The sequence below is a fragment of the Pseudomonas sp. SC3(2021) genome (assembly GCF_019856535.1).
GTDB classification, from domain to species: domain Bacteria; phylum Pseudomonadota; class Gammaproteobacteria; order Pseudomonadales; family Pseudomonadaceae; genus Aquipseudomonas; species Aquipseudomonas monsensis.
In genome coordinates this window covers 534,144-545,597 of record NZ_CP082236.1, presented here as the reverse complement: position 1 = coordinate 545,597, position 11,454 = coordinate 534,144, and the positions used below count along the sequence as shown (strand labels likewise).

The following is an 11,454-nucleotide window of genomic DNA, read 5'->3' as shown; positions in this document are numbered from 1 at the left end:
TCCTCGACTTAAAGACCGGCAGCCATGGCTTTGTCGATCAGCCAGTTCAGGTTCGGGCCACGGTCGCTGTTCACTTCCACCGGGCGGCCGGCGAAGCTGCTGTCCAGCGGCTGGTCCGGCTGGATCTGCACGCGGATGTCGGAGGACAGGTCGGCGCTTTTCAGGCTGGTGCTGCTGATGATCTTGCCGGTGCGGGTCTGGTCTTCGCCGGCGATCTGGAAGCTCACCGAAGTACCCGGACGCACGTCGCCGAACTGGCGATAGGAGAAGCGCGCATCGACGGTGGCCTGGGTGTTGCGGGGAACCAGGGTGAAAATCACGTCGCCCTTGCTCGCATACTGACCGTCAGCCACCAGTTGCTGGGCCACGGTGCAATCGCAAGGGGAGGTCAGGGTGCCGGTCATTTGCTTGCCGAACAGCTCTTCAACCTTGGCCGGTTGCAACTGATCTTCGTCCAGATGGCCCTTGAGCACGTCGAGCATGCTGGTGCTGAAGGTCGCCAGCGGTGCGCCTTTGGCCGCTACGCCGTCGGACTTGACCAGGCTCTGCACGGTGCCGTCACGCGGCATGGTGATGTTCATCCCCGGCACGCTGACCAGACCGGCCTGCGCGTGGCTGACGAAGTACATGCCGTATACCGACTTGAATACGAAACCGAACGCCACCAGGCCGATGGCGAAAATGCCGGCGCTGAAGGTCACCGCTTTCAGACGCCCGAACGGGGTCATGCCGCTGCCGCCGTCCTTGACCTTGCGCGCCTTGGTGAAGTTGTCGCGCTGCAGGGTCGCCAGCACTTCGCCGATGCTGACGATGTCGCCAGCCAGGTGCGAAGTGATCAGGTGGCGCAGGGTGGAAATATCCTGCGGCTCGAGGTTCTGGAACTGGCAACCGGCGCGGCCGGTCTGGCGGTCGAAGGAGCGCACTTGCAGTTCAACGTCCATGCCGATGCCGAGGTTGTCGATGACGAATTGCAGGCGTGCCTTGTACACCTGGCCAATGGTCAGGGGCATTTGCCCGGCGTTGAACGCCAGACCACCGGCGGACAGGTCGAGGACCCGTGCTTCGAGCGGGGTCCGGTCGGGGCCGAAGAACCGCAGCTTGGCCGGGATTTTCACGCGGGCGTGCTGGCGCTGGGCTTCGGATTCATGCACTACGTTGGCGTTGACGGCGGTATTCATGGGGGCGATTTCCTTGTTAATTCAATAGGGGCAGGTCAGACCATCATCAGCAGCACGGCGACGAAAATGCTGCCGGCGGAGAAGGTCATGGTCCGAGACGACCAGGTGTTGAACCAACGTTGAAAGCTGGCGAGATCACGGGTCAGGGAAGTGGGTTGGCGCGTCCAGGATTGCTGGTCGAGGCGGAAGAACACGTAGATCTTCACCAGCGCACCGACGATCTGGTTGTAATACAGAATCACGGGATAGGCCGGGCCGATCCGGTGACCCGAGCACGACAGCAGCAGGGTCAGAATCAGGCGGGTGATCCCGATCCACAGCAGGTAGGCGAGGATGAACGCGCCGCCGTACTTGAAGCTGGCGATGATTGCCACGGTCAGGCCCAGCAGCGAGGTCCACATCGACACGCGCTGGTCGAACAGCACCACCGAGGTGAAGGCGCCGAGGCGTTTGACCCCCAGGCCCAGCGCTCGCGAGTTCTGGCGCAGGTTGTTGCCGTACCAGCGGAACATCAGTTTGCGGCTGGCCTTGATGAAGCTCTTTTCCGGCGGGTGTTCAACGGTGTTGATCGCCGCATCCGGTACGTAAAAGGTGTCGTAACCCAGGCGCATCAGGCTGAACCAGCTCGACTTGTCGTCGCCGGTGAGAAACTTGAAACGGCCCAGGCGCCAGTGTTGCAGCGAGTCGCTTTCGACGTCGGCGATGAATTCCGGGTTGGTCACCACGGTGGCGCGGAACACCGACATACGCCCGGTCATGGTCAGCACGCGCTTGGACAGGGCCATCGAACACATGTTGATGTGGCGCTGGGCGAAACGCAGCTTGTGCCATTCGCTCATGATGTAGCCGCCGCGCACTTCGCAGAACTCGTTGGTGGTCAGGCCGCCGACGTTGCCGAACAGCTGGAACCACGGCACGGTCTTGCGCACAGTGCCTTCGCCGAGCACGGTGTCGCCGTCGATCACGGCTACCACGGCGCGGTCGTCCGGCAGGTGACGGGAGATCGCGCGGAAACCATAGGCCAGGCCATCGCGCTTGCCGGTGCCGGGAATGCGCACGAAGTCGAGCTTCACGCGGTCTGGCGGATTCATCCGCGCCCAAAGCGCTTTCACCAGCAGCTCATCGGACATTTCCACGATCGAGCAGACCACGGTGGTCGGCAGTTCGCAGTCGATGGCTTCGCGGATTACCGAGCTGTAGACCTGCGCCGTGGTGAGCGCGTCGATACGGAAACTGGTGACCATCAGAAACACATGCGACGGGTCCGCCGCCTTACCCAGCTTGCGCACTTTGCGGCGCAGGTGCGGGTAAACGAGGTAGAGAAAAATCATGCCGCGCACAAAGTGCGTTGCACCCATCGAGTAGCGCCAGATACCCACGGCGCCAATCAGGAAAATAAAGTCCTTCGACTCGGAGTCGAATGTGGACGCGGGCAGCATCAAGGCCAGGCCCATCAACAGGCTTAAAAACAACAGCCAGCCGGCGGATTGCAGAAAGAAATGTTTGAGCTTGGTCATCGACGTCATCCAAGGTAAGAGAGGCTTCGAGCTGCAAGCCTCAAGCTGCAAGTGAAACGCTTTGGCTTGCAGCCCGAGGCTTGTCGCTTGGCGCTGCTTTACCAGCAGATACCTTCGGTGCGTGTACCGGCGCTGGTGGCTTTGGACATGAAGCCCACCAGGTCGATGACCTGCTTGCCATGCGGCGCTTCCTGGGCCAGCGAGCGGAATTTCTCGTCGCGGTTGCCGAGGATGATCACGTCGGAGTTGTCGATCACCGAATCGAAGTCCGAGTTGAGCAGGGACGACACGTGCGGGATTTTCGACTCGATGTAGTCCTTGTTCGCGCCGTGCACACGGGCATACTCGACGTTGCTGTCGTAGATGCTCAGGTCGTAGCCCTTGCCGATCAGCATTTCGGCCAGTTCCACCAGCGGACTTTCGCGCAGGTCATCGGTGCCGGCCTTGAAACTCAGGCCGAGCAGGGCGACTTTGCGTTTGTCGTGGCTTTCAACGATGTCGAAGGCGTTCTGCACTTGCGATTCGTTGCTGCGCATCAGCGAGTTGAGCAGCGGCGCTTCGACGTCCAGCGAACCGGCGCGGTAGGTCAGGGCACGCACGTCTTTCGGCAGGCACGAACCGCCGAAGGCGAAGCCTGGGCGCATGTAGTACTGGGACAGGTTGAGGGTCTTGTCCTGGCAGACCACTTCCATCACTTCACGGCCATCGACGCCGACGGCTTTGGCGATGTTGCCGATCTCGTTGGCGAAGGTCACTTTGGTCGCGTGCCAGACGTTGCAGGTGTACTTGATCATCTCGGCAACGGCGATGTCCTTGCGGATGATCGGTGCGTCGAGTTCTTCGTACAGCGATTGCAGAACGTCGCCCGAAGCCTTGTCGAATTCGCCGATAACGGTCATCGGTGGCAGGTCGTAGTCGGCAATGGCGGTGGATTCGCGCAGGAACTCCGGGTTGACCGCGACGCCGAAGTCGACGCCGGCCTTCTTGCCCGAGCAGTCTTCGAGGATCGGGATCACCACGTTGGCGACGGTGCCCGGTAGCACGGTGCTGCGAACCACGATGGTGTGGCGGGTGGATTTTTCACGCAGCACGAAACCGATCTCGCGGCACACCGCTTCGATGTAGTTCAGTTCCAGGTCGCCGTTCTTCTTGCTTGGTGTACCGACGCAGATCATCGACAGGTCGGTGTCACGAATCGCTTCGGCGAAGTTGGTCGTACCGCGCAGACGACCGGTCTGGATACCTTGCTCCAGAAGTTCGCCCAGGCCCGGTTCGACAATCGGCGACTTGCCGGCGTTGATCATGTCGATCTTGTCTTTGGCAACATCGACGCCAACCACGTCATGGCCCCGTGCAGACAGGCAACCGGCACAGACAGCGCCAACGTAACCCAAACCAAATATGCTGATGCGCATCGCAATTACCTCTGTGTTTTATCAAGCCATTAGATGGCCGGAGTTAATGGTGTGCAGCGGACACTAGTGCACTCGAAAGTGCGGCATACAGGCGCCACAATGCCGTGTGCAGGCAGACTAATTTTCGAGTGTCTAAATAAGTGCACTCAAGATGTGCGTAAACAGGCCTTGTTGTTATGACTTGCCCTGTTATGCAGCCGCTCTTCTCTTCAGAAGAGTCTCGTGCAATCGTCTTACACGCTTGATGACAGGAGAAAAATCCCGTAAATCAAGCGGTTGGGTGCTCTGGCGAGCACGTTTATAGGGGGGCGGCCATGGCCTTGTAGGGGATATTAATGGTGCGTATCTCCTGTCCTTCGTTTGTTGTCCAGTTGAGTGAACCATCTAGGCAAGTTGCCGTGACAACTTGGTTACATGGTTTTCTGCACTGCGTAAGTTATCTCGTACAAACTCGGCGATAATCGTTACCGGTGGTATGAGCTATGCATTTGGACATAGTTCCTACCCGCTCATCGCGAAAACTGAAATTTTTTGAAATATTGATAAAGATGGCACTGGTCGCAAATTGATAGCACTTTCGACTTGGGCCTTTATTAATCGGTGTGTAATCGCGCTAGATAGTTTTGTGCCACTACCGTAAAAAAATTTACGTGCCACTACTGAAAAAAAGCGGGGCTGTCGAGTGAAACTAAAATTAGAATTTGAGGGGACGATTTTATGGCGCCAATAAAGTGGCGAAATGCGGCGGGGGATTTTTGACATCGTGCGAGCTGCACGACTCTTTATAGAAAGCGTCGTGCAACCGGCATGTTTTATTCCGGAGCGTGGTCGCGCAAAAACACCAGATTGTCCGCTTTCGATTGCTCGGCACTGTAGCGATAGCCCTGTACATCGAACTGTTTGAGGGCGGCTGGATCGTTGATGCGTTCCTGAATCACAAAGCGGCTCATCAGGCCACGGGCTTTCTTGGCGTAGAAGCTGATGATCTTGTACTGGCCATTCTTCAGGTCCTTGAACTCGGTGTTGATGATCCGTGCGTTCAGGGCACTGCGCTTGACCGCCGAGAAGTACTCGTTGGAGGCCAGGTTCAGCAGCACGTCATCACCTTGTTCGGCCAGTGCTTCGTTGAGCCATTCGCTGATGCGTGTGCCCCAGAAGGCATACAGATCCTTGCCGCGGGCGTTGGCCAGTCTGGTGCCCATTTCCAGGCGATACGCTTGCATCAGGTCCAGGGGACGCAGCAGACCATAGAGGCCGGAGAGCATGCGCAGGTGTCTTTGGGCATAGTCGAAATCGGCTTCGCTGAAGGATTGCGCGTCGAGACCGGTATAGACGTCGCCTTTGAACGCGAGCAGCGCCTGCTTGGCGTTCTCGGGGGTGAACGCCGGCGTCCAGCTGCCGAAGCGCGCAGCGTTGAGCCCGCCGATCTTGTCCGACACGTGCATCAATTCGCTGATCTGCGCCGGGGTCAGGTCGCGCAGTTGCTGGATCAGTTCCTGGGAGTGATCGAGGTATTGCGGCTGGGTGAAGCGCTGGGTCGCCGGCGGTGTTTCGTAATCGAGGGTCTTGGCGGGGGAAATCACCATCAGCATGAAGTCGTCTCCTTTAATCGTGGGGGCGATTCTAGGGGGTTGTCCGAGTTGACTCCAGCTATGGGGGTTATAGGTATGTGCCAAGGTCGGCATTTGCGACGGCTGGTGGATTTTTCCCTCACCCCAGCCCTCTCCCGGAGGGCGAGGGAGCTGAACGCGTAGGACTGTCGATTTACGCCGAACTGAGCTATTGAGTTGAATGCTGAATTTGAAATCCACACAGATCGGCCCCCTCTCCCTCCGGGAGAGGGCTGGGGTGAGGGCGGCGTCCTTCAACCTTGCACATCAGCTATAGTGCCGCGCGGGTTTTGTTATGGAGACATCCCTTTGCGCATTGTTCTTTTCTTCACCGCGTGGCTGTTGAGCTTCGGTGCCGTAGCGGCACCGGGCGATGTGGCGACGCTGGATCGCAGTACCTGGCCGGAACAGCTCGGCAATCCGACCTTGTTCGACGTGGCGTCACGGGCGGAAATCCTGATGTTCGCCCGAGTCCTGCTCGGCACCGAGTCGATGGACGAAACCGCACTGGCCCAGCGTCTGGGCCTGCGCACGGTCAATATCGACGCGATCAACAGCCTGCGCCAACGCTTGTGGCAACGCCTGCTGAGCAACTACAACTATGCCCAGCAAAGCTGCGATCAGGATGCGTCGTTCTGTTTCCTCGTCGAAGACCTGCCGACCCTGCGCGAGCAGGCTGCCAAGTTTGTGGTCAGTGACGACAGCTATTACACCAAATGGGCCGAACCGAGCCGGATCTTCCATGTGCAGTACCTCGACGAACTGATGCGCAAAGCCGCGCTGTCGCCGCAGACCAGCAGCGAAGTCGATCGTTTCGGAGACTACGAGCGCAATGGCGACGAGATGCATGACCGGCTGTTTCTGCTGACTTTCGACAGCGCCGCCAACCTCCAGCCGGACAACACTGACTGGCTCGCGGACTACCTGCGCAAGGCGAATCTGAGCGGGACATTCTTTGTCTTGGGCAAGGATATTCAGGCACGTCTGGCCGATCGCTCGGTGAACAACCTGCAAGCGGAGTTCTCGAAACAGTGTGTCGGCGTGCAGGGCTGGGAGTTCCGCTCCCACAGCTATTGGCAGGACTGGCAGGACTCGGTACGTCGCAGTGCTGATCTGGTGAAGAGCAAGTTGCCGGAAAACTACGTGCCGCTGTTCCGGCCGCCGGAGGGGCAGCGCCGCAGTGATGCACAAGGTTTCTTCAATACCCAGGGCCTGCAAGTGGCCCTGTGGGACATAGATGCACAGGACGGCGCCGGCAAACTCAAGGGCAGTGCAAGTGCGCAGCGGGTGCTGACCCTGATGCTGTTGTGGCGGCACGGGGTGATCAATTTCAACATGAAACAGGATGCGGTGAAGACCTCGTTGCCGTGGCTGATCACGCAGACCGCACAAAGCGGTATCGGCTGGGAAGATTGTCAGGACGCGTTTCGCTGATAAGCGGAAAAAGCCCGGAAACATTGGGCTTGGGGCGGTTTTCTTGAAGAAAACGATGCGGGCGGACTTCCGACTCTAACGGTGTCGGGGGAGTCCGCCAAGGGCTTTTCGTCACTTTGCAAAATAAACTTAAAAAAACCGTCAAAGTGCTTTTTTATGTCATGGGTTTTGGAGTATTACGAAGACAGACCGCCGAAACCTGCAACACAGGTGGCGTCTCCCAAGACCCATTTTGTGTGCAGTTCATCTGCTCCTCGAACAAGAGCTTCGCAGGTGAATTCGGCAGTCACTTCGAGGCGCAGCACCGCCGAGGTATTGCGTCGAATGGCTCCCACAAAGGTGACCGAGTATGGATGATCACGGACGTAGCCCTTCTTCCAACCAGCCAATCCTTTATGTACTCGATACCAACGTATTGATTCACGATCCAAACGCCCTGCTGAATTTCGAAGAACACCACGTCGCGATCCCGATGACCGTGCTCGAAGAGCTGGACAAGCTCAAGAGCGGGCATCACAGCGTCGCGGCCGAGTGCCGCCAGGCCATCCGGCTGATCGACAAGACCCTGGGCGATGCTTCCCCGGAAGACGTTGAACTGGGTGTACCGATCCAGCGTGGCAAGGGCGGTCCGAAGGGCTTGCTGTCAATTCTGATGAGCAAGCAGGCCGAATCGAGTCTGATTCTGCCCGAGCACCTGAACGACAACAAAATCATCAACCAACTGATCGACCTGCACACTCGCGATCCGAAAAAACCGGTAGTGCTGGTTACCAAAGACATCAACATGCGCCTCAAGGCGCGCGCCTGCGGGATTGATGCCGAGGATTACAGCACCGACCAACTGGTCGATGACGTGTCCTTGCTGCCCAACGGCTACCACAACATGACCGGCTCCTTCTGGGACCGCGTCAGTAAGGTCGAAACCCGTCAGGACCACGGTCGCACCTGGCACCAGGTGCAACTGATCGACAACCTGCCGGCGGTGCACATCAACGAGTTCATCATTGATGAACAGGGCTTCGTGGGCTGGATCAAGGAGATCGACGAGGCCAAGCTGCTGATCCTCGATCTGCATCAGGAACCGCTGCTGCACCAGGAAGCCTGGGGGCTCAAGCCACGCGACATCTATCAGAGTCTGGCGCTGTACGCGTTGCTCGATCCGGACATTCACCTGGTTAACCTGTCGGGTGCCGCAGGCTCCGGTAAAACCATTCTGGCGCTGGCCGCAGCCATCGAGCAGACCATGGTCAGCAAGCGTTATCGGCGCATCATTGCCACCCGTAGCGTGCAGGGTCTGGACCAGGAAATCGGCTTCCTGCCCGGCACCGAAGCGGAAAAAATGGAGCCTTGGCTGGGCGCCATCACCGACAACCTCGAAGCCTTGCACATGGATGACGAAAACACCCATGGCAGCGTCGACTACATCCTCAGCAAAGTGCCGTTGCAGTTCAAATCGCTCAACTACATTCGCGGTCGCAGCTTCCAGCAGAGCCTGATCCTGATCGACGAATGCCAGAACCTCACGCCGCACCAGATGAAAACCATCATCACCCGGGCCGGCGCCGGTTCCAAAGTGGTGTGCCTGGGCAACCTGGCACAGATCGACACCCCTTACCTGTCCGCGACCAGCTCCGGGCTGACCTACCTGACCGAACGCTTCAAGGACTTCCCCAACGGTGTGCACATCACCCTGCAAGGGGTGCCTCGCTCGATCCTGGCCGAATACGCCGAATCGCATTTGTAACCCTCCACACAAAAACGGGCGGCCCAACAGCCGCCCGTTTTTTATGAATAAATACATGTCCCCTGTGGGAGCGAGCTTGCTCGCGAATGCGGTGTATCAGTCGACATCTATAGTGAATCTGAATCCGCTTTCGCGAGCAGGCTCGCTCCCACAGGGTGCAACGGTGATTTCATAATCAATGATGCGGAAATTTGACCCGCAGGTTTACAATCGCAGCTCCTGATCAGGAGTAATCCCGTGCTGACTCATCTCGATTCCCAAGGTCGCGCCAACATGGTCGACGTCACCGAAAAAGCCGTGACGTTCCGTGAAGCGACGGCTCAAGCGCTGGTGCGCATGCTCCCCGAAACGCTGCAGATGATCGTCAGCGGCGGCCATCCCAAGGGCGACGTGTTCGCCGTGGCGCGCATTGCCGGCATTCAGGCCGCGAAGAAGACCAGCGATCTGATCCCGCTGTGCCATCCGTTGATGCTGACCGGCGTCAAAGTCGAACTCAGCGCTGAAGGCGATGACAGCGTGCGCATCGTCGCCCGTTGCAAGCTCTCCGGGCAGACCGGCGTCGAGATGGAAGCCCTGACCGCTGCCAGCGTCGCCGCGCTGACCATCTATGACATGTGCAAAGCCGTGGATCGCGGCATGACCATCGAAAGCGTACGTCTGCTGGAGAAAGTCGGCGGCAAGAGCGGGCACTTTCAGGCGGAGCAGCCATGAACCTGACCGTGAAGTTTTTCGCCCGTTACCGTGAGGCGCTGGGGGTTGATTCGGTAAAGGTCGAAGGTGATTTCGCCACCGTCGATGACGTGCGCGCATTGCTCGCGCAACGTGACGGCGCCGAGGTGTTGAGCGAGCAGAACCTGATGTGTGCGCGCAACGAGGATCTCTGCCAGCTCGACGAGCCGGTGGTCGATGGCGACGAAGTGGCGTTTTTCCCCACCGTGACCGGAGGCTGAGGCATGGCGATTCGTGTGCAGGCCACGCCGTTCGATCCGGGCGCTGAAGTCAATGCGATGCATGCGGCCAATGTCGGCGTCGGGGCGGTGGTGAGTTTTGTCGGTTATGTGCGCGACTTTAACGATGGGCTCGATGTCGCCGGGATGTTCCTCGAGCACTACCCGGGCATGACCGAAAAAGCCTTGGGCAAGATCGCTGTAGAAGCCGAGCAGCGCTGGCCGTTGCTGAAACTGGAAGTGCTGCACCGCATCGGCGCGCTGGAGCCCGGCGAGCCGATCGTCTTTGTCGGCGCCGCCAGTGCCCATCGTCAGGCCGCATTCGATGCCTGCGCCTTTGTCATGGACTACCTGAAAACCCGTGCGCCGTTCTGGAAGAAGGAAAACACCAGCGACGGCCCGCGTTGGGTCGAAGGGCGTGACAGCGATCATGCCGCCGCCGATCGCTGGAAGAAATAAGTTCTCTAGCGCCTTCCAATCCGCCATCGCTGGCAAGCCAGCTCCCACAGGGTTTTGCGTCGTGCACATATTTTTTGTGCACCACTGAAACTGTGGGAGCTGGCTTGCCAGCGATGAGTCCATCTGCAACACCAAAAAACCTCGCAGACACTCTCTTCTCCCTGATTGACGGCTTGTACCTATGAGTCCAATATGGATTTCCAAGTACAAAAAACAGCTTCAGTCTGGCCGCTCGTAGCTCCCCGCTTCTAGCTGCTCTTCTTCATCTTGCCAAACCAACAACAACCCGCGAGAGAACGAACATGAAGAAATTCCCCCTCATCACCGGTCTGGCCCTGAGCCTGTTGGCGTGCACCAGCGCGTTCGCCGCCGAGCAAACCCTGCGCATCGGTATTGAAGCGGCTTACCCGCCGTTCGCCTCGAAAACCGACAAGGGCGAAATCGTCGGGTTCGACTACGACATCGGCAATGCCCTGTGCGCGCAGATGAAGGTCAAGTGTGTGTGGGTCGAGGGTGAGTTCGACGGTCTGATTCCTTCACTCAAGGTGAAGAAAATCGACATGGCCCTGTCGTCGATGACCATCAACGAAGATCGCAAGAAGTCGGTGGATTTCACCCACAAGTACTATTTCACTTCGTCGCGGCTGGTGATGAAGGAAGGCGCCACCGTCGATGATCAGTACGCCAGCCTCAAGGGCAAGAACGTCGGCGTGCAGCGCGCCACCACCACCGACCGTTATGCCACCGAGGTGTTCGAACCCAAGGGCATCAACGTCAAGCGCTACAGCAACAACGAAGAAATCTACATGGACCTGGCGGCCGGACGCCTCGATGCCATTTTTGCCGACACCATTCCGTTGAACGACTTTCTGTCGATGCCGCGCGGCAAGGGCTATGCGTTTGTCGGGCCGGAGCTGAAGGATCCGAAGTACGTGGGCGAGGGCGCCGGGATTGCGGTGCGCAAGGGCAATGCCGAGTTGGTCAGCCAGTTGAACACGGCCATCGACGGGATTCGTGCGAGTGGCGAGTATCAGAAGATTTCCGAGAAGTATTTCAAGTCCGACATCTACGGCGACTGATCTACCGCTTTCGCGAGCAAGCTCGCTCCCACATTGGATCTGTGGCATTCACAAATCCCTGTGGGAGCGAG

General features: G+C 58.5%; 10 protein-coding genes. 6 read left to right on the top strand and 4 right to left on the bottom strand.

Annotated features, from left to right (window positions below):
- Positions 1-8: 8 nt before the first annotated feature.
- The 4 genes from K5Y35_RS02580 to yaaA all read right to left on the bottom strand — a co-directional run bounded on the left by K5Y35_RS02580 (position 9) and on the right by yaaA (position 5,702).
- Positions 9-1,178, bottom strand: a complete 1,170-nt coding sequence (locus tag K5Y35_RS02580; protein ID WP_222833613.1) for an alginate biosynthesis protein Alg44 — start codon at positions 1,176-1,178, stop codon at positions 9-11.
- Between the two features lie 35 nt (positions 1,179-1,213).
- Positions 1,214-2,695 (bottom strand): mannuronan synthase, encoded by a 1,482-nt coding sequence (gene alg8, locus K5Y35_RS02575; RefSeq protein WP_177490524.1) that lies wholly within the window; start codon positions 2,693-2,695, stop codon positions 1,214-1,216.
- A 98-nt stretch (positions 2,696-2,793) separates the two neighbouring features.
- Positions 2,794-4,110 carry a nucleotide sugar dehydrogenase gene (locus K5Y35_RS02570; RefSeq protein WP_123464844.1) on the bottom strand — a complete coding sequence of 439 codons (1,317 nt, stop codon included), beginning with the start codon at positions 4,108-4,110 and terminating at the stop codon, positions 2,794-2,796.
- A gap of 812 nt (positions 4,111-4,922) precedes the next feature.
- Entirely contained in the window at positions 4,923-5,702 is a 780-nt protein-coding gene (gene yaaA, locus K5Y35_RS02565; protein ID WP_222833612.1) for a peroxide stress protein YaaA, read from the bottom strand.
- A 327-nt stretch (positions 5,703-6,029) separates the two neighbouring features.
- Between yaaA and K5Y35_RS02560 the strand changes: the two genes are divergently transcribed.
- From K5Y35_RS02560 to K5Y35_RS02535, 6 genes are all read left to right on the top strand, one after another.
- Positions 6,030-7,154: a polysaccharide deacetylase family protein gene (locus tag K5Y35_RS02560; RefSeq protein ID WP_222833611.1), complete on the top strand. Its 1,125-nt coding sequence runs from the start codon at positions 6,030-6,032 to the stop codon at positions 7,152-7,154.
- A gap of 349 nt (positions 7,155-7,503) precedes the next feature.
- Complete coding sequence (locus tag K5Y35_RS02555) at positions 7,504-8,898, top strand: PhoH family protein (RefSeq protein ID WP_128614819.1); 1,395 nt, start codon at positions 7,504-7,506, stop codon at positions 8,896-8,898.
- A 237-nt stretch (positions 8,899-9,135) separates the two neighbouring features.
- Positions 9,136-9,609, top strand: a complete 474-nt coding sequence (gene moaC, locus K5Y35_RS02550) for a cyclic pyranopterin monophosphate synthase MoaC (RefSeq protein WP_007972660.1) — start codon at positions 9,136-9,138, stop codon at positions 9,607-9,609.
- Positions 9,606-9,848 (top strand): MoaD/ThiS family protein, encoded by a 243-nt coding sequence (locus K5Y35_RS02545; protein WP_016985014.1) that lies wholly within the window; start codon positions 9,606-9,608, stop codon positions 9,846-9,848. Before moaC ends, K5Y35_RS02545 begins: the two co-directional genes overlap by 4 nt.
- A 3-nt stretch (positions 9,849-9,851) precedes the next feature.
- A complete protein-coding gene (moaE, locus tag K5Y35_RS02540) occupies positions 9,852-10,304 on the top strand; it encodes a molybdopterin synthase catalytic subunit MoaE (protein WP_016771590.1) in 453 nt (150 codons plus the stop codon).
- Between the two features lie 302 nt (positions 10,305-10,606).
- Positions 10,607-11,383 carry an ABC transporter substrate-binding protein gene (locus tag K5Y35_RS02535; RefSeq protein ID WP_222833610.1) on the top strand — a complete coding sequence of 259 codons (777 nt, stop codon included), beginning with the start codon at positions 10,607-10,609 and terminating at the stop codon, positions 11,381-11,383.
- Positions 11,384-11,454 lie beyond the last annotated feature (71 nt).

Excerpts from the sequence above, each read along its gene's own strand:
- K5Y35_RS02580 (WP_222833613.1), bottom strand. The coding sequence starts at position 1,178 with ATGAATACCGCCGTCAACGCCAACGTAGTGCATGAATCCGAAGCCCAG.
- alg8 (WP_177490524.1), bottom strand. The coding sequence starts at position 2,695 with ATGACCAAGCTCAAACATTTCTTTCTGCAATCCGCCGGCTGGCTGTTG.
- K5Y35_RS02570 (WP_123464844.1), bottom strand. The coding sequence starts at position 4,110 with ATGCGCATCAGCATATTTGGTTTGGGTTACGTTGGCGCTGTCTGTGCC.
- yaaA (WP_222833612.1), bottom strand. The coding sequence starts at position 5,702 with ATGCTGATGGTGATTTCCCCCGCCAAGACCCTCGATTACGAAACACCG.
- K5Y35_RS02555 (WP_128614819.1), top strand. The coding sequence starts at position 7,504 with ATGGATGATCACGGACGTAGCCCTTCTTCCAACCAGCCAATCCTTTAT.
- K5Y35_RS02545 (WP_016985014.1), top strand. The coding sequence starts at position 9,606 with ATGAACCTGACCGTGAAGTTTTTCGCCCGTTACCGTGAGGCGCTGGGG.
- moaE (WP_016771590.1), top strand. The coding sequence starts at position 9,852 with ATGGCGATTCGTGTGCAGGCCACGCCGTTCGATCCGGGCGCTGAAGTC.
- K5Y35_RS02535 (WP_222833610.1), top strand. The coding sequence starts at position 10,607 with ATGAAGAAATTCCCCCTCATCACCGGTCTGGCCCTGAGCCTGTTGGCG.